Genomic DNA, 18,006 nt, shown 5'->3' with positions numbered 1-18,006 from the left:
GAGGTACCTATGAAGCAGAGAGACTTTGAGAATCGCTACCGCGACAGCTGGGAGCAATTAGAAGCCTGGCTGAAAGCGGATCGGAACAAGTCCGAAGTTGCGGCCCTTGACCTACCCGTCGCCTATCGCAACCTTTGCCAGCAGCTGGCAATGGCTAAGGAGCGACAATATACCAACCGCCTGATAGACCACCTCAACCAACTGGTTATGGCGGCACATCACCGTGTCTACCGCCAGGAAACCTTGCGCCGCAAGGGATGGTTGCACTATTTGTTGGCAGGTTTTCCCCAAGCCGTGCGCGCTAATAGCCGCGCAGTACTGCTGGCATCCGCTTTGTTTTTAATACCTGGCCTGATCCTGGGAATCGGCACTTACAACAACGATGCCCTGGTGTACGCAGTAATGTCACCGGAACAGGTTATGGGTTTTGAATCCATGTATGATCCGGGCAACCGGGTACTGGGCCGCGAGCGCGGCTCTGATACCGACCTGTTCATGTTCGGTTTTTATATCAAAAACAATATTGGCATCGCCTTTCGCACCTTTGCCGGCGGTGTACTGTTTGGCCTGGGCTCAATTTTCTTCCTGGTGTTTAACGGCATCTATATTGGCGCAGCGTTTGGGCATATCACCCGGGTGGGCTTTGTCTCCACCTTCTACCCATTTGTGATTGGCCACGGCGCCTTTGAGTTGACCGCCATAGTACTGGCGGGAGCAGCGGGCCTGATATTGGGACGCTCTCTAGTGGATCCGGGCCAGCACAGGCGCACGGTCGCACTGCGCTTGGCCGCTGTCGAAGCAATGAAGATTATGTACGGCACTTTCCTGATGCTGGTGATTGCCGCTTTCCTTGAAGCCTTCTGGTCCTCCAGTGCCAGCACACCGATTGCGATCAAGCTCGGGGTAGGCGCCCTGTTTTGGGTACTGGTCTTTGCGTACTTCATCCTGGCGGGACGCAGGGAGGGCGCAACTCATGCAAATTAAGAATCTGGCCGTGCGAGCCCGCTTGCGCTCTCCCTGGGAGTCTGTCGATCTCGGTATCGCCCTGGCACGAAAATACTGGTGGCAACTTTTTATAGTCTACCTGTTGCCTGCAGCACCGCTATTTGCTTTGTGTTATTGGCTGTTTCCAGAGTCACCAACGCTCTCCATCTTATTTATTTGGTGGCTGAAACCCGTATTTGATCGGCTGCCCCTGTTTATGATCAGCCGCGCATTATTTGGCTCACCGGTATCCATTGGTGAGGCATTGAAGCATTTCTTTAGCCAGAATCGTCGCGACTGGTTTATGTGGCTTACCCTCCGTCGGCTGAGCCCCACACGCTCTTTCGATATGCCAGTTACCGTGCTGGAGCAATCCACGGGCAAGGCCCGTACCTCGCGCCTTGGGGTACTGCACCGCAAACACTCTGGGACCGCTACCTGGCTGACGCTCACGCTTTTCCACATCGAAGCTTTCCTACTTATTGCTTTATCGATGCTGGTATTTCTGTTTATACCAGAACAGTACGTCGAAGGAATCGATTGGATTCCCTTATTCCAGGGGGATATTCTGTGGGTCAAATGGCTTTATTACTCGCTGTATTTACTCATCATGGCAGCCGTTGCCCCCTTCTATATAGTCAGTGGGTTTTGCCTCTATATCGGCCGTCGTATCGAGTTGGAAGGCTGGGATATAGAAATCCAGTTTCGGGACCTACTGGAACGCCAGCAGCGTGAACAGGAGTCCCACCGCAGAAGAAAACCAAGCACTGCTGCCCTAATCCTGATCTGCGGGCTCACCTTTGGCTCATTAATTCCAGCGCCCCCCGCCAGCGCCGCATCTTTGGAAACCCCGCAGCAGGCCCAAGAGCATATTGACAAAATTCTCGCCGGCGATGACTTTCATCAAATGAAAGAGATCAGTGGTTGGCGCAAAAAAGACAAATCTGAAACAGAAGCCGTCAAAGAAAAGTTCCCCGAGTGGTTAATTAACTTTATCGAATGGCTTTTTGAGAACTCTAAAGATACGCCTGAAGTTGACGATGAAGTTAAATGGGGCCCAACAATTGCCAAAATCCTGGAGCTGCTGCTTTGGATTGGCTTGGTATTCGGCCTGGGCTATCTGCTTTGGAGACATCACGATAAAATTCTTCAGAGCTTGAAATGGCAGGTTAAGCCAAAGAAAAAGCAGCCCGTCCCCGAAACCCTATTCGGCCTGGATGTACGCCAATCGAGTCTGCCCGATGACGTTTGCGCGGAGGTCATGCGCCTGTGGACAGAGGGAGACAAGCGAGCCAGTTTGGGACTATTGTACCGCGCCACCCTCTCTCACCTGATTGAAGACTTCGAGTTTTATTTTGGCGATCACCTTACCGAAAGTGAATGCGCACAGCTGGTACAAGTAAGGCAACAGGAGCCGAATGAAGTACAGCGCCCAGTAAGTCCCGCCCTGAGTCAATTTGTACAAGAGCTTACTGCAAACTGGCAGCAGCTTGCCTATGCCCACCGGCCGCCAAAAGAGGCTCAGGTAAGCTCACTTTGTAGCCAATGGCAGGAGGAATTTGGCAATGACCGCTAAGAGAATTCTGTTGGCAGCCCTGGTCATAAGTGGCGTTGCACTTGTATGGCTATTCCTCACTTTCTACGAGCGCTACTCCAAGGAGATCGATAGCGGCTGGAGCATGGAAGCCAAACGAAATCCCTACCTGGCAGCAGAAAGGTACCTCACCGATATCCAACTGGCGCCGCGTCAGGCAGATAATATATCTGTACTCCAAGGCCTCTCCTCCGATGCCACCCTGTTTATCAGCAGCTCCAGCCAGGTCTATAACCCCACCAAGGCCCAAGAGCTTCTCGAGTGGGTCGAGCGCGGTGGCCACGCCATCGTTGTAGCCTATACCGGCAACTTCGACAGCGACTCCGGGCGCAGTGAAAACCGCGATTGGCTACTTGAGTCCATGGACGTCTCTATCCAAGAAGGGCACAACAAGTTCGAACTGCAAGAAACCCTGGAGCAACTGCTCGGGGAGGATGCCGTACTTGAGCCTGAGCAGAGCCCCGCTGATGCCATGCGGGAGCACAATCGCAAACTGGACGAAGGCGATACAGAAGATGAGCCGGAAGAACAAGAGGAGCCTCGCAACCCCGATGTGTCAGAAGAGGATCTGGTAACCCTGCCTGTTGAGGGCGGCAGCGAAATACAGCTATACCTCGATGCCAGCCACCTGCTCTACCACCCTTCGTTTAATGACGAGACTATCACCGATGGACCTGTCTTCTGGGCAAAAGTACGACGCGGCGATGTCGGCGTACCGTTTATGCAGTTCGAGCGCGGCAATGGTGTGATTACCCTGATGACTGACAGCACCCTGTGGCAGTCCCAGCGTATTGGCCACTTCGATCACGCCTATTTTTTACAATTGCTGGCCGGCGAAGGAGAGTTTGTCTTTCTCACCCGCCCCCGCTTTGAAACCCTTTCTAAGGTTGCTCGTCAATACGCTGCAGAGTTTTTTCTCGCCGGCGCACTGGCCTTACTCGCTTGGCTTTTACTACACGGGCGCCGCTTCGGCCCCTTGCAGCCGGAGCCAGAAGTGTCCCGCCGTTCTCTGCTAGAGCATATATCCGCCTGCGGCCATTACTACTGGCAGGACGACCAAGGGGAAACCCTGCTGCGCGGCCATCGGGAAGAACTCCTACGTCGCCTTGGCGCCACCCATATCAACGCCACTAAAAAACGCAAACTGTGCGACAAGCTCTGTGCCTCCACCGGTATGGATGAACGGCTAATAGTTGAAACCTTGTGGGGCAAGCCCCCTACAACCGAAGAAACATTTACTGAACACATGCGTAATCTGCAGCGAATTGAGGCAGTCCTATGAACGAGACCACCCTTCAACCAGAACAACAAACCACGGGCCCGTCACCTGACTGGCAGGCTGCGTCCGCCAAACTTCAGATACTGCGCAACAATATCAACCGGTTGCTGATTGGCCAGGAGCAGGTGGTTGACCAGGTACTCGTAGCTCTGCTGGCTTCTGGCCACGTACTGCTCGAAGGTGTACCCGGACTCGGCAAAACCCTTCTGGTGCGCACCCTGGCCAACTGCTTTGACGGCAATTTCCGCCGCATCCAGTTTACCCCGGATTTGATGCCCGCCGACGTTACTGGCCACGCCATGTACAACATGGGAGAGAGCCGCTTTGAAGTGCGTCGCGGGCCGGTATTTACCAACCTGCTGCTGGCGGATGAAATCAACCGCGCCCCCGCCAAAACCCAGGCCGCCCTGCTGGAGGTGATGCAGGAGAAACAGGTCACTATCGACGGCCAGGCACTGAAAGTACCCAGCCCATTTATGGTACTCGCCACTCAAAACCCCATCGAGCAGGAAGGTACCTACCCGCTGCCAGAGGCGGAACTGGACCGATTCCTGCTGAAAGTCCTCATCGATTACCCCAGCCTCGAAGCGGAACTGAAATTGGCCGCCGCCGCCAGCAGTGGCCGAATTGAGCGCAGCCTACAGGAAAAGCTGGCCGGGGAAATTACTGTCGAGGGATTGCAGCAACTTCAGGCCCTGGTGCCCCAGGTGGGCTTGGACGAACAGGTATTGAATTACGCCGTGCGGCTGGTGCGCGCCACCCGCCAATCACCGCAGCTGCGCAGCCCCGCCGGCCCGCGCGCCAGTATCGGCCTGCTGCAGGCAGCTCGCGCCAATGCGCTGTTACAGGGACGGGAATTTGTACTGCCGGATGATATCAAGGCCATGGCCATCCCGGTAATGCGCCACCGTATCGGCCTATCTCCAGATATGGAAATTGACGGTGAAACTGCTGATACGGCGCTGGCAATGATTATCGACAGTGTTGAGGCGCCGCGACTGTGACACAGACTGTAGCTGCAACAGAGCAACAGGTAGCACCAGCACAAAGCGGTCGCACCGGCCCGAGTCCGCGCCTGGTCAAACTGCTCGGCTACTGGTGCCTGGCAGCTCTGGCAATTACAGCAGCGCGAATTTGGTTTCCGCAAGCCAGCTCATTTATCGGCAACCTTTGGTGGGGAGCGAGTGCCCTGTTAATCAGCGCCACCCTGCTGGACTATCTCACTGGTTACCGTGTAACCGGTCTGCAGGGGCTGCGGCGATTGCCAGGCAACCTGGCCCTGGGCGTACGCAATACTGCGCGGCTAAAACTTCACAATACCGGCCCACGCCCACTATTACTCCAGGTTTCCGACTCAATCCCACAGCAACTAGGATCGACAGGGCTGCCGCGCTCCGCACAACTTAACCCGGACCAGGAAATCACCATCGAGTACGACCTGGTACCCCGTCGCCGAGGCAGTGCCTCTTTTGGACGAATCGAGGTGCTGGCCAACTCTCCCTGGGGACTCTGGCAGACAAGGGTATGGCTGGGACAGGAGCAGACCGTCAAGGTCTACCCCAATTTTCTCGGTATCTCCTCGCTGCAATCTCTCTCCACCGAACAGAGCCTGCGCCTGATGGGGTTGCACCAGCAGCAGCGTCGCGGTGAGGGAATGGACTTCCGCCAGCTGCGTGAATACCGCCAGGGAGACAGCCAGCGACAGGTGGACTGGCGCGCGAGCTCACGGCTGCGCAAACTGATCAGCCGTGAATACCAGGACGAGCGCGACCAGGAAATTATTTACATGCTGGATTGCGGCCGCAGGATGCGCGCTAAAGACGGCGAGTTGAGCCACTTTGACCACGCACTCAACGGCTTGCTACTTTCAGCTTATGTCGCCATCAAACAGGGGGACGCGGTCGGCTTGCAGGCATTTGCTGCGGCACAGGAGAGCAGTGGTGGACAGCTGCCGCCAGTAAAAGGCGAAAGTGCAATCAATCTACTGTTGAATAATGTCTACGACCTCCACTCTGGCACCAGTAGCGCAGATTACACTAGCGCCGCACAACAGCTGATGGCCCACCACAAACGCCGTGCCCTGGTAATCCTGATTACCAACTTGCGCGATGAAGATAGTGATGAACTCCTAGCAGCAGTCAAATTGCTGTCGCGCAATCACCTGGTGATGATTGCCAGTCTGCGGGAGACTTCTGTGGACAAATTGCTGCAACAGCCGATTCAGAACTTTGATAGTGCAGTAAACAGCGCAGCAGCGAGGGACTTCCTGCGCCGCAGGGAGCAATTACTTCAGCATTTGCAGGCACACAATGTCATAGTGGTTGACTCGAGGCCGGAGCTTTTGCACCAGTCTCTGGTAGAGGCCTATTGGCGCCTAAAGCGCAGCGGCAGAATCTGAATCGTCAAATTCACCGAGTGGGGACTCTCCGAGCCCCCACTATTTAAACCTTATCTATAACCTTCCCACTACTCGCAATAATCCAGGGCTGTCTGGGAACTCTCCCCAATCCCGGGAATCTCTTATTGAGCGCGCTGCCTCCTGGAACCTTTAGCTTCCAGCAAAGTTAGATTTATTTTTAGAATGCGCTGAAGAAAAGAAATTAAATTCCAACAAAACCTGATAAAGCTCAATTTACCTCGTATTAGTTCGCAAAAGTTAACTTGGGGCAGTGGCACTTTGCTGTATCACCCGTTAACCTCTTGTTACTCATCTCCGGGTATTTAAAATGGGCCCGGGCAAAGTACAGACCTTCTTATTTATGAGCGGTAAGCGCACCATCCAATACTGTTCCCGTCTGTCCCAGTGGCAGGCGCTATTGCTATTGCTGGTATTTCTCAGTGCGCGAGGCCTGGTTCCTGCAGGTTTTATGCCGGCAGATTTTGCAGCGGGAACGCCCTATGGGCTCTGCCATGGCGATAGCCGCAGCGCTTTATTGCTCAATGCCCTCAAAGCGAACTCTCACAGCGATCATCACGGCGACCACTCTTCAAGACACAACCACGATACGCTTACCGCTCACTCATTTGCCGATAACCATTGTAATTTTTCCGCCGCTGCCAGTATTGCCAGCGCACCAACTACAGAACTGGAAATAGTCCTAACCGGTTTTACTCAACCGCCCTCTTATCCGGCTTTTTTCCGCGTTATCTCTAACGCTTACAGCCGCCCACTGATTCGCGCCCCCCCGGTTTAATTCCTTTTTTATTCCAACACCATCACTCCGCAGTTCGCTGTGGACCGCAAGTCTCATTGCTGTCTTAACATTTTCAGCGCTTTGGGTCTTGCCAAAATACGACCACTTTTTCAGGTGGGGATATGTCGCGTGCGCCAAATATTACTCAGGCGTGCGCGCTCACTGCTGCGTGTTCGAAACGCCAGCGAAAAGGATTGAAAACCATGCATCAGAGCATCAACGCAAAAATTTTTCTGAAAAAACCTCTCAGCCTGGCACTCGCTGCCTGCTGTACCTTTTCAGCACATCTCGCAGCGGAAGAATCCGAAGAGTCAGAACCATTAAAAGATAGTGAAATGGAACAAATGGTGGTTACTGGGGTAAAAACTGAACTCCCCCTCAACCTGGTAACCGATCCGAAAAAACCCCGTCAGCCATTACCTGCCAATGACGGCGCCGACTACCTGAAAACAATTCCGGGATTTTCCGTAGTGCGTAAAGGCGGCACCAGTGGCGATCCGATGCTTCGCGGAATGGGGGGCTCTCGCCTGGGAATGGTTGTGGATGGAGAAACAATGGCGGGTGGTTGTCCCAGCCGAATGGACCCACCTACAGCCTATATTTTTCCCGAGGCAATGGACGAAATTGAAGTTATTAAAGGGCCACAGAGCGTCCTCTATGGCCCGGGAAATTCCGCCGGCGTAGTTGTATTTAATCAGCAGCAGGAGCGCCCCACTGAAAGCGACTGGAATATGCATGCGAGCCTGCTCGGCGCCAGTGCCGAGCGTCGCGATGGTCTATTCGATATCTCCTATAGTTCGCCGCAGTTTTCTATCCGCAGCTCCTCGACCTCGGCATCTGCGGACGACTACGAAGACGGGGATGGCAATGAGGTAAATTCCAGTTATGAGCGCTGGAGCAGCCAGGTCAATTTGGCCTGGACACCCAGCGACGATACACGGGTCGAGTTTGATACTGCATTTAGCGATGGTGAAGCTGCCTATGCAGATCGGGGAGTCGACGGTTCCAAGTTTGCCCGTGAGAGCCACAAAGCGAAATATGTCCGCAGCAATATCAGCAGCTGGCTCGATTCAATTGAGCTCCAGGCCTACTACAACTATATCGACCACATCATGGATAACTACAGCCTGCGCGAGCTATCCAGCACCGCTACCCCCATGGTCATGAATCTCGATAGTGAGACCACAGGTTTCAAGATGGCTCTGGTGTTTACGCCTATGGACGATGTGGAATTGACCAGTGGAATTGATGCCCGGGAAAATCGCCACACCGGCCGCTCGACCATGAACCAGTCCACCATGGACTACCGGGATATGAAGCGAGAGGCCGATGCCGAATTTAGCCAGCTGGGGTTATTTTCTGAGGTCAGTTGGCAGGTCGCAGCCAATCAGCGCTGGATCGCCGGTGCACGAGTGGATGATTGGGAAGTAAAAGACCTTCGCGATGAAGTTGCTCTATCCATGATGTCCTCAGTGGATAACCCCACTGCGGGAGAAACTCGCTCAGAGCTATTGAGCAGCGGCTTCCTGCGCTATGAATATAGTCTCGAGAGCGGCCCCAATAGTTCTGCCACACTCTTTGCCGGGCTCGGCTACACCGAGCGCTTCCCCGATTATTGGGAAATTTTCTCCTACGAGACAGCAGACTCCTACAGCGCACTGGATATCGAATCAGAAAAGACCACCCAGCTGGATATCGGCTATATCTATCGCGGTGAAAAACTCTCCGCCAGTGTCTCCGGATTCGTCAATCAGATTGATGACTACCTGATGATTGAGACGGATTACGAAAAAGCGGCAGTAATGAGTAGCATGGATTCTATGGGTAGTATGAATATGGATGATATGGACTCCTCCGATACTCGCACTACCTCCATTGTCAGAAACATCCAGGCGCGCTCCTGGGGTTTGGAGTTTGACTCCTCATATCAGCTCAACGAGCAGTGGCGCACTGAATTCACCGTAACATCTGTTCGCGGTGCCAACGAAACCGATGGCACTACCTTGGCACAACTGCCGCCTCTGGAGGGCCGCCTGGGACTCTACTATGAACAGGCCCAGTGGTCAGCAGGTGTTTTATGGCGCGCTATCGCAAGCCAGGACCGGGTGGATATCGGCAAAGGCAATATTGTTGGTCAGGATATTGGTGCAACTGACTCTGCCAACGTCGTTTCCATCAATGCCGGCTGGAAACCCAGTAAAAGTGTACTGGTAACTACCGGTATCGATAACCTATTCGATGAGACTTACGCTGAACATATCAGTCGCTCTGGAGCCAATATTATTGGTTTCGATCAGTTGACTCGGGTTAACGAACCGGGACGCACCTTCTGGCTGAAAGCCATTTATCGAATTTAAAAGCTATTGGGGCCCCAGGGCCCCTTTTCCATTCTCTAAAAAATCAGTATTTAATTAAGAAATTTCTACGAATAAATTATTGAGAAAAATAGGTTAAAAGGCGGAGGGCATACTAAAAGCGGTAAGAAAAATTCAAACTCAGGGTGCGCAGATGCCCGAGGTTAACACGTTCTATTTTGCCAATATTATTGTAGTTATACTCTAATGAAGTATCGAAATCCTGAGTCCACATAATTCGGTAACCCACTCCGGCATTCCAAAAGGTATCACTGCCACTGGCATCAATAATATAGATATATCGATCATCCGGATAAAATGGTGGGTATTCTCGATACCAATAGCCTCTTCTTACAACATTATTCAAATCCACATCGGCATAATTATATCCCACCATCCAATAGAGACATTGAACGTGACAATTCAGGGTAAAATCAATTTTAAAATTTAAACCTACCTGATCTACTGTGACATGATTATCATCAAAATGTGACGCCCGCAGCTCAACTTGCCAGACTCCTACCGCCGGCGTAATTCCAAGGCTGACATAGCCAAAAGAATCCCGCTGCTTATTTAACTGCTGCTCGCCACTCCCAAAACCAACGGTACCGATAATCCGGTACTCTCCCGTGGCGACGCCATCAAAAGGATTATTCGCCTCGAATCCATAACTGGACGCAGCTATAAAAAAGGAAAGCAGGTAGACGGATAGCTTTATCATCGCCACTCACATCAAAAAGCCAGTCATCAAGTTCAAGCTCAGTGAATTATTTCAAGTTGTTTCTACATCAATAATGGCCCAGACGCCTCCTACAAAAGCCGGGTTTTTCTTCAGGTTGTCTACATCACCTGCTTGCGGCATTGGCTGTCCAGCCTGGCGGAGCTCTTCCAACCGATGAAAAATCGTTTCAGCCATTTTTTGCAGGGTCCCCTCAAGGGTATCGGCATAGCAGTGGCAATGCGGCAGATCCGGTGCAATGGCACCAAATCCGGCATATTCAATATTGTGCACCACAACCGGGTAGCGCATTGAAAAATACTCTTATGTATTAGCTTTCCAAAGCGTAGACTGATTTACATTTTACGGGGGAATTTGGCAAGGAAATTAGCTAATTAGCCGGAAAATAATATTTCGCGCTGGCACAGATTCAACACTATAAGTGACAGCACTGAGCAGGAAGAACTGCCGTATTCAAATTAAAACCTGCAGCACTACAGTTTTTCACACAAGAAAATATTTGGAATTTAGTTAACGGGGCATCCTACCTAATAGGGCCCGGCGGGAAAATAGCATGCTGTTATAGGTGCGCCGCAACGCAATATCATTTGCATCGACTGTATTGGAGAGGGCTTCAAAATGCCGCTGCAACCAGTTTATCTCCTCCTCCAGTTCCCGACGCAAACAGCGAATTTCACCTTTATCCTGGTTAAAGCGCAGATCGGGTCCAGACATCAGTGAGCCTCCTGAATTTGGAAATATCCAGATCCCCTTTAAAGCCTCCACCAGTGGTGGTGGAGGCACAAATATACTCTCTATATGTTTATTGGTGTCACACCCTAAGCAGCGGACTTATCCAGCAGTAGGGATTGCCAATCAAAAGAAGAATCGCCAATTACATAGAAAAAGGGATTTAGCAGAGAGTCTTTGGTGTTGTAGCGCAACAAATTAAACTCTTCGTCCACAACAATACCACCTGCTGCTTCAACTACAGCCTGAGCTGCCGCAGTATCCCACTCGCAAGTAGGAGCCAGACGCGGATACAAATCTGCTGCCCCCTCAGCAACCAGGCATAATTTCAGCGAGGAGCCCATATTTTTGCACTCGACAGCTCCTAGCTCAGACTCGATACGTTGTACCAACTGGTCGACAGTGCCGGTTCCATGGCTGCGGCTGGCCACAAGCTCAACAACTTCACTATTATCCAGGCGCGGCCTCAGTGGACGCACCCGAATTTCAGTTTCGCCATTGGCATCGCGCTTAAAGGCTCCTTCGCCCTTGCAGCCGGCATAAGTGATATTCAGTACCGGTACGTAAACCACCCCCAAAACGGGCTCGCCATTTTCGATTAACGCGACATTTACGGTAAATTCACCGTTGCGTCGGATAAATTCTTTGGTGCCATCGAGCGGATCGACAATCCAGTAACGCTGCCACTGACTGCGCTCTTCGAACGAGGGCATTTCCTGCTCTTCTGATAAAACCGGTACTCCCTCGATAAGCTGTGCCAACGCCGGTTCCAGTACTTTGTGAGCGGCCAGATCTGCGGCAGTTACTGGGGAATCATCTTTCTTTGTCTCGACTTCCAACTCAGCGCTGCTGTGATAAACCTCGAGAATCGCCTCTCCCGCGCGTTTGCAGATCTCTATCACCTGCTCCAAAAGTGCTTTATCCATTACAACTCCATACTCTTTGAATTCACCATTATAAAATCTTAGGCGGAGAAAAGGTCCTGAACGGACAGATAGCGCTCACCAGTGTCATAGCTGAACACCAGTACCCGGCTGCCCGCATCCATCTCCCCCTCGCGCTTTTTCAGGGCCGCAAGGCTGGCACCGGAGGAGATACCCACAAAAATTCCCTCTTTTAATGCGCAACGACGCGCCATTTCAAAACTGTCTTCCTCACTCACCAATACAGTACCGTCGAGTACTTCCGTATTGAGTACCTGGGGTACAAAGCCGGCGCCGATACCCTGCAAACGATGCAGGCCTTTTTCTCCACCGCTAATCACCGGTGATTTCTCCGGCTCTACCGCATAGACCTGCAATTTGGGAAAGTGTTCTTTTAAGACTTCGCCACAACCTGTGATATGCCCGCCAGTGCCCACACCGGTAATCATATAATCCAGCCCGTCAGGAAAGTCTGCCAAGATTTCCTTGGAGGTAACATCCCGGTGCACCTGAGCATTGGCGCGGTTATTAAATTGCTGGGGCATCCAGCTATTCGCATGTGAGGCCAATAACTCCTCCGCCTTAGCAATAGCGCCGCCCATACCGCGCTCTTTAGGTGTAAGGACCAATTCTGCGCCCATTGCTTTCATAACCTGGCGACGCTCTACCGACATAGACTCCGGCATGGTCAGGATCAGGCGATAACCCTTCACGGCAGCAACCATCGCCAGTCCAATTCCCGTATTACCAGAGGTCGGTTCGATTATTACCCCACCGGGCTGTAGGGCTCCACGACGCTCCGCATCCTCAATCATCGCCAAGGCAATTCGGTCCTTAATACTGCTGCCCGGATTAAAGCGCTCTACCTTCATCCAAACTTCTATATCGGGGCGAAAGAGGTGATTGATTCTTACGTGAGGGGTATTGCCGATTGTTTCCAGAATATTGGCCGCTTTCATCGGTGAGGCTCTCCATGACTAGTGCTCAAGGCAAACAACTGCCGGGCATGTATTTTCGATGCTCCATATTACCCCAGAAATGTCCCGCGGCCGGCACTGGAGAAAACTCAATTGGAATTAGAGAGTACAAGCTATCGATGATGCGGAGGAAAACCGTTAAATTGATGGGGAGGTATACAAAATAAAAATAAGGTAAGTACCTATGTCCGTAGAAAATTCCGCACCCCAGCACAACTTTCGCAATTACCTGGTACCAATGTTCCTGGCCAGTGCCACTTTATTCATCTTTCTGGATACCTGGAAACTGGATAACTTGTGGATGCCCGCGCTAAAAGCGCTGCCGATACTGTGTCTAATGATGATTGCCAGACTGGAGCTGCGGGGCAAAACCCTGCTTTTCACTTTTCTAGCCCTCAGTTCCTCCGCCATCGGGGATGTACTCCTCGAAATGCAATTCCCCCAACACTTTGTGTTTGGACTGGGTGCTTTTCTTATTGCCCAGCTAATCTACGCGCTGGGCTTCCTGCGTTTTGCGGAGCCCCCCAATCGGCGCAACCTTATTCGGACACTGCCTGTAGTGATTGCCGCACTGCTTTTGGCTCAAATTATCCTCCCTGCTGCTGGGGATTTAGCCCCGGCGGTATTAGCGTACCTGGTGGCTATCCTCGCCATGGCGGTCGCCGCTGCAATGCACAAGGGTGACGCCACCTTGCTATTTGCCGGGGCTGTCATCTTTATGGCTTCAGATACACTGATTGCTATTAACAAGTTCATCACCCCACTACCGCTAGCCGATGCCGCCATTATGCTCACCTACTACAGTGCGCAACTGTGTATCCTGTACGGAATCCGCCGCGCCCAGGCATAATGCAAACGATCCGGGAAGGCAGTGGCAAGCCAACTAAACTTGTCTTCCCGCCCCATTTCAAAGAGGTACATAGCTCCCATGCTCGATTGGCGAAGTATCGATACCGTATTGCTGGACATGGACGGCACCCTGCTGGATTTGCATTACGACAATCATTTTTGGCTCACGCACCTGCCCAAGCGCTACGCTGAAGTCCACGGCTTTGACCCACAGGAAGCCCAGCAGAAGCTCGAAGCTGAGATCAATGCCCGCCGCGGTACGCTGGAGTGGTATTGCCTGGACTTCTGGGCGGAAAAACTGGAGCTGGATATCCTCAGCATATTGCGCGAGATCGAGACCCGCATCGCCCTGCGCCCTCACACTGAGGCGTTTCTGAGCGGCCTGCAACAACTGCAAAAGCCCACCTACCTCGTGACCAATGCGCACCGTCAAGGGTTAGATCACAAGCTGGAGATCACCGGTATCGACCGCTGGTTTGACGGCATCATCTCCTCCCATGATTATGGACATGCCAAGGAGAGTGCCAATTTCTGGGACTCTCTGCGAGATAACCTGGAATTTGATCCGGAAAACACCCTGTTTGTCGACGATAACCAATCTGTTCTGAGCGCGGCCCAGGACTACGGTATCGCCCACCTATTGTGTATTCGCCAACCGGATAGCCGCGGGCCCAAACGGGAAATCACCAACTTCCCGGCGATCCATCATTTTGATGAGATCATGGCTTTTAACCGCAGCAGACTCGACAACGGGTCCGCTTGATTTCACAAGGAAACCATGGAAAAAGTACGTATCGATAAGTGGCTCTGGGCCGCGCGCTTCTTTAAGACTCGCAGCATTGCCAAGCAGGCGATCGAAGGTGGAAAAGTCCACGCCGATGGCCAACGGGTCAAAGCCAGCAAGGAAGTCACTACCGGTGTCAAATTGAGCATCCGCCAGGGCTGGGATCTGCTGGAAGTTGAAGTAACCGCTCTATCGGATCAGCGGCGCGGCGCCGAGATTGCGCGCACCTTATACCGCGAGACCGCAGATAGTATCGCCCGCCGGGAAAAAGAGAAAACCGAGCGACAGGCAGCTAATGCCGGGATGCAACAGGAGCGCCCCAATAAAAAGCAACGCCGCCAGATACACCGCTTCTTAAGGGAACAAGAGTAGACTCGGCAGACAAAGGTGGTGAAATTTCCGCCATTTCCCACTTTAGCTGCTAAACTGCCCCCACTTAACCGGATAGAAAACAGCCATGATGAAACGACTGATCGCCGTCTCCCTGTTGATTTTGCTCGGTACTCAAACCGCCCTAGCAGATAGCCGTGAACACGAGCAGCTCAAGCGCTCAATCATCAAGATTTACACCACCGCCGCCGCCCCGGATTATTTCAACCCCTGGGCCCTGCTCAACCCCAAGCAACTGTCCGGCTCCGGTGCCGTTATCCGCAACCAGCAAATCCTGACCAACGCACACGTAGTGGCCAACGGCAGCTTTATCCAGGTACAGCGCCACGGCGATGCAAAGAAATTCCGCGCCCGAGTGAAATTTGTCTCCCACGATGCCGACCTCGCCCTGCTGACCGTCGATGACGAAAGCTTTTTCAACGATACCCGCCCCCTGACCCTGGGCAAGTTGCCCGATCTACAGGAAGAGGTCACCGTCTACGGCTACCCCATAGGCGGCAAATCCCTTTCGATTACCCGCGGAGTACTCTCCCGCGTGGAGCACCAGTATTATGCCCATGCGGAAAGCTACCTGATGGCGGGCCAGATAGATGCGGCAATCAACCCGGGCAACAGCGGCGGTCCGGTTATCTCCAATGGCCGCATCGTCGGCGTGGCCATGCAAACCAATCAGAGCGCTGAAAACCTGGGTTACTTTGTCCCCCCCAGCGTGATCGCACATGTCTTGGAAGATGCCAAGGACAATGTGCATCAAGGTTTCCCCGAACTGGGACTGGTAACCCAGAGCCTGGAAAGCCCATCGATGAAAAAAGCGGCCGGTCTCGAGGAAGACCAGGATGGTGCCATGGTCGTTAAAGTGTTCGACAATTCCCCCGCAGCTGAAGTGTTTAAACCCGGCGATGTCCTGCTTGAAGTCGATGGCTTTAAAGTAGCGGCTGACCGGACTGTGGAATGGAGGGAAAACCAGCGCACCAACTACCACTACGCCGTGGACCGCCACCATGTCGGTGAACGTTTACCCGTGCGCCTCTCCCGCGATGGTAAAGAGCAGACCGCTGAGGTCACGCTGGCCGCAACACCTCCCTCACGCGCTATGGTGCTGGGAGAGCAATTTGACCGCCAGCCCCGCTACTATATCTACGGCGGTGTTGTCTTTGTGCCCCTGAATATGAACCTGATCAAACGCTGGGGCAAAAACTGGCACTCCAAGGCGCCTATTGACTACCTCTATGCCCGCAATCAATGGAGTGACGAGGAACGCCGCGAGCTGGTCGTCGCCCTGAAAGTACTGCCTGCCAATGTGAACCTCGGTTACCACGACTGGAAGAACTGGATTATCGACTCAGTAAATGGCCACAGCATCAAGGACTTCGACGAGTTCGCTCAATTGATGGAAGGCAACAAGCAGGACTTTGTGGATTTGCGCGACCGCTCCGGTTACCGGATGGTCTTGGATGCGGCAGAGGCCCAGGAGCAGCAGCCTCTGATACTGCAGACCTACCATATCCCCCAGCGCCATTCGCAGGGGTTGTTCAGCCAGCTGGCCAATAAAGAAGAATAGAAATATAGAAGGGCATGGAGTAGCCGTGAAATTACTGTGTCTACGTTCCGTAATAGGCGGCCTTATACTGGCCGCTAGTGCAACCGCAAGCAACGCAGAGATGTACCGCTGGGTCGATGAAAATGGCCGGGTACACTTTGGCGATCGCCCCCCGACTGACGCCAAAGCCGAGGATGTTTCGGGGGATCTGGCCCCGATCAATTCTATTGGCTCCAATGGCAGTCGGCGGCCTATTTTAACAACCGCAACGAGATCAAGAGTTTCTCAAAAGGTTGATGATGAATACCGCGAGCGCCAATTGCGCGAGAAACAGGAAAAGCAGCAAAAGATGAAGAAAGCCTGCGACAAGGCCCGCAGTGACCTTGAGGCCATTCAAGGGCGGGTTGTGTTTCTCGACAATAACGGCAAAGAAGTGCGTCGCACCGAGCGGGAGAGACAGCAAATAGCTGAAAAGCTCCAGCGGGAAATTAAATACTATTGCGGCTAGTTACTTTCCTACTTGAGCGCTGACCCATTGTGATAAAGGGGTAGCGCTCTACATTCTTCCTCTACTGCACCAGCAATGATCAGCGACAGCTACCATTTAGGCATATCCACCTCTAAAATCCTGCGGTTTTAATACCGAGAGCCCCCGACCTATGTCCGATCAGCTGGAACGCTTTATTTTCTCCAAACACGATATTCGCGGACAGGTGGTGACACTTACTGATTCCTACCGCGATGTACTGGAACACAACCCGCTGCCTACGCCAGTGGCCCGCCTGCTGGGGGAATTCCTCACCGCAGCCAGCCTGCTTTCAACCACACTGAAATTCGAAGGTGTCCTGAGCCTCCAGGCCCGTGGCGAAGGCGATGTGCCGATGATTATGGCGGAGTGCACTCACCACAGCGACCTGCGCGGCATCGCCCGAGTTGCTGAGGGTGCACAAATCGACGAAAACGCCACCCTGCGCGATATGATCGGCCCCCGTGGAGCCCTGGCCATTACCCTTGAGCCAAAGCGCGGTGAGCGCTATCAAGGTGTGGTTCCCATGGAGCAGGACAACCTGGCCGGCTGCCTGGAAGACTACTTTAAGCAATCGGAGCAGCTGGCTACCCGCGTATGGCTGAAAAGCAGTGACAATACCGTCGCCGGTCTTATGTTGCAGATTCTGCCGGGCAATAATGCCGCCACGGAAGAAGAAAATCAGGACGCCTGGGAAACAGCGATTCACTTGGCGGAGACCGTAACTGACGAGGAGTTATTTACCGTTCCCCACCCAGAGCTGATTCACCGCCTATTCCACCAATTGGAGCCGGCAACCTTGGGTACCGATACTATTCGTTTCAAGTGCAGCTGCTCGAGAGAGCGCAGCGCCCGCGCGCTGGTTTCCCTGGGTGCAGAGGATGTCTACCGCCTGCTGGAAGAACAGCAGGGTGAGATTATCGCGGACTGCCAATTCTGTAACACCCAGTACCGCTTTGACCGGGATCAAATTGAGTCGCTCCTCAACGCTCCCCCCCACACTCTTCACTAATCCGCGCAGGGCTGCGCAACCGCCGAATCCTCAGCGCAGCCCTACCACCTGACACCCCTAATTCCCCCACTAAATTCAAAAAAAGAATAATTAAGATTGTAGCCATAAATGGTGTGAATTTAGGTCGACATT

The 18,006-nt window shown here is 52.9% G+C and carries 18 protein-coding genes; 13 read left to right on the top strand and 5 right to left on the bottom strand.

The features are described 5' to 3' along the window. Nucleotides 1-9 precede the first annotated feature (9 nt). The 7 genes from ACJJI6_RS18045 to ACJJI6_RS18015 all read left to right on the top strand — a co-directional run bounded on the left by ACJJI6_RS18045 (nucleotide 10) and on the right by ACJJI6_RS18015 (nucleotide 9,408). On the top strand, nucleotides 10-984 hold the full coding sequence (locus ACJJI6_RS18045; protein WP_444906957.1) for a stage II sporulation protein M: 975 nt from the start codon (nucleotides 10-12) through the stop codon (nucleotides 982-984). After that, entirely contained in the window at nucleotides 974-2,560 is a 1,587-nt protein-coding gene (locus ACJJI6_RS18040; protein WP_475711515.1) for a DUF4129 domain-containing protein, read from the top strand. The genes ACJJI6_RS18045 and ACJJI6_RS18040 overlap by 11 nt, the downstream gene beginning before the upstream one ends. Then, nucleotides 2,550-3,860: a DUF4350 domain-containing protein gene (locus tag ACJJI6_RS18035; protein WP_475711513.1), complete on the top strand. Its 1,311-nt coding sequence runs from the start codon at nucleotides 2,550-2,552 to the stop codon at nucleotides 3,858-3,860. Before ACJJI6_RS18040 ends, ACJJI6_RS18035 begins: the two co-directional genes overlap by 11 nt. Continuing rightward, on the top strand, nucleotides 3,857-4,861 hold the full coding sequence (locus tag ACJJI6_RS18030; protein WP_475711512.1) for an AAA family ATPase: 1,005 nt from the start codon (nucleotides 3,857-3,859) through the stop codon (nucleotides 4,859-4,861). Before ACJJI6_RS18035 ends, ACJJI6_RS18030 begins: the two co-directional genes overlap by 4 nt. Next, complete coding sequence (locus tag ACJJI6_RS18025) at nucleotides 4,858-6,255, top strand: DUF58 domain-containing protein (protein WP_475711510.1); 1,398 nt, start codon at nucleotides 4,858-4,860, stop codon at nucleotides 6,253-6,255. Before ACJJI6_RS18030 ends, ACJJI6_RS18025 begins: the two co-directional genes overlap by 4 nt. Nucleotides 6,256-6,583: 328 nt before the next feature. Next, nucleotides 6,584-7,051, top strand: coding sequence for a hypothetical protein (locus ACJJI6_RS18020; protein WP_475711508.1), 468 nt, complete (start codon nucleotides 6,584-6,586; stop codon nucleotides 7,049-7,051). Nucleotides 7,052-7,254: 203 nt separating this feature from the next. Continuing rightward, nucleotides 7,255-9,408 carry a TonB-dependent copper receptor gene (locus tag ACJJI6_RS18015; protein ID WP_475711506.1) on the top strand — a complete coding sequence of 718 codons (2,154 nt, stop codon included), beginning with the start codon at nucleotides 7,255-7,257 and terminating at the stop codon, nucleotides 9,406-9,408. Between the two features lie 112 nt (nucleotides 9,409-9,520). Here ACJJI6_RS18015 and ACJJI6_RS18010 read toward each other — a convergent pair whose 3' ends face one another. The 5 genes from ACJJI6_RS18010 to cysK all read right to left on the bottom strand — a co-directional run bounded on the left by ACJJI6_RS18010 (nucleotide 9,521) and on the right by cysK (nucleotide 12,755). After that, nucleotides 9,521-10,126, bottom strand: coding sequence for an outer membrane beta-barrel protein (locus tag ACJJI6_RS18010; protein ID WP_445362744.1), 606 nt, complete (start codon nucleotides 10,124-10,126; stop codon nucleotides 9,521-9,523). A gap of 51 nt (nucleotides 10,127-10,177) precedes the next feature. Beyond that, the gene (locus ACJJI6_RS18005; protein WP_445362745.1) at nucleotides 10,178-10,435 is read right to left on the bottom strand and encodes a type II toxin-antitoxin system HicB family antitoxin; all 258 of its coding nucleotides are present in this window, start codon (nucleotides 10,433-10,435) and stop codon (nucleotides 10,178-10,180) included. A 219-nt stretch (nucleotides 10,436-10,654) separates the two neighbouring features. Beyond that, nucleotides 10,655-10,858 carry a hypothetical protein gene (locus ACJJI6_RS18000; RefSeq protein ID WP_445359148.1) on the bottom strand — a complete coding sequence of 68 codons (204 nt, stop codon included), beginning with the start codon at nucleotides 10,856-10,858 and terminating at the stop codon, nucleotides 10,655-10,657. 104 nt (nucleotides 10,859-10,962) lie between these two features. After that, the gene (cysQ, locus tag ACJJI6_RS17995; RefSeq protein ID WP_444915249.1) at nucleotides 10,963-11,799 is read right to left on the bottom strand and encodes a 3'(2'),5'-bisphosphate nucleotidase CysQ; all 837 of its coding nucleotides are present in this window, start codon (nucleotides 11,797-11,799) and stop codon (nucleotides 10,963-10,965) included. Nucleotides 11,800-11,837: 38 nt separating this feature from the next. Continuing rightward, nucleotides 11,838-12,755, bottom strand: a complete 918-nt coding sequence (gene cysK / locus ACJJI6_RS17990; RefSeq protein ID WP_475711504.1) for a cysteine synthase A — start codon at nucleotides 12,753-12,755, stop codon at nucleotides 11,838-11,840. 202 nt (nucleotides 12,756-12,957) lie between these two features. Here cysK and ACJJI6_RS17985 point away from each other — a divergent pair, with 202 nt between their 5' ends. From ACJJI6_RS17985 to hslO, 6 genes are all read left to right on the top strand, one after another. Continuing rightward, the gene (locus ACJJI6_RS17985) at nucleotides 12,958-13,623 is read left to right on the top strand and encodes a lysoplasmalogenase (RefSeq protein WP_475711502.1); all 666 of its coding nucleotides are present in this window, start codon (nucleotides 12,958-12,960) and stop codon (nucleotides 13,621-13,623) included. A gap of 78 nt (nucleotides 13,624-13,701) precedes the next feature. Further along, a complete protein-coding gene (gene yrfG / locus ACJJI6_RS17980) occupies nucleotides 13,702-14,385 on the top strand; it encodes a GMP/IMP nucleotidase (RefSeq protein ID WP_475711500.1) in 684 nt (227 codons plus the stop codon). A 15-nt stretch (nucleotides 14,386-14,400) separates the two neighbouring features. Next, nucleotides 14,401-14,778, top strand: a complete 378-nt coding sequence (locus ACJJI6_RS17975) for an Hsp15 family ribosome-associated heat shock protein (protein WP_475711499.1) — start codon at nucleotides 14,401-14,403, stop codon at nucleotides 14,776-14,778. 85 nt (nucleotides 14,779-14,863) lie between these two features. Next, nucleotides 14,864-16,357, top strand: a complete 1,494-nt coding sequence (locus ACJJI6_RS17970; protein WP_475711497.1) for a S1C family serine protease — start codon at nucleotides 14,864-14,866, stop codon at nucleotides 16,355-16,357. A 25-nt stretch (nucleotides 16,358-16,382) separates the two neighbouring features. After that, nucleotides 16,383-16,844: a DUF4124 domain-containing protein gene (locus ACJJI6_RS17965; RefSeq protein ID WP_475711496.1), complete on the top strand. Its 462-nt coding sequence runs from the start codon at nucleotides 16,383-16,385 to the stop codon at nucleotides 16,842-16,844. 151 nt (nucleotides 16,845-16,995) lie between these two features. Beyond that, complete coding sequence (gene hslO, locus ACJJI6_RS17960; protein WP_444926198.1) at nucleotides 16,996-17,874, top strand: Hsp33 family molecular chaperone HslO; 879 nt, start codon at nucleotides 16,996-16,998, stop codon at nucleotides 17,872-17,874. Nucleotides 17,875-18,006: the final 132 nt, after the last annotated feature.

This window comes from Microbulbifer maximicatervae (SeqCode) (genome assembly GCF_056232625.1).
This window is presented reverse-complemented; position numbering and strand designations above follow the sequence as displayed.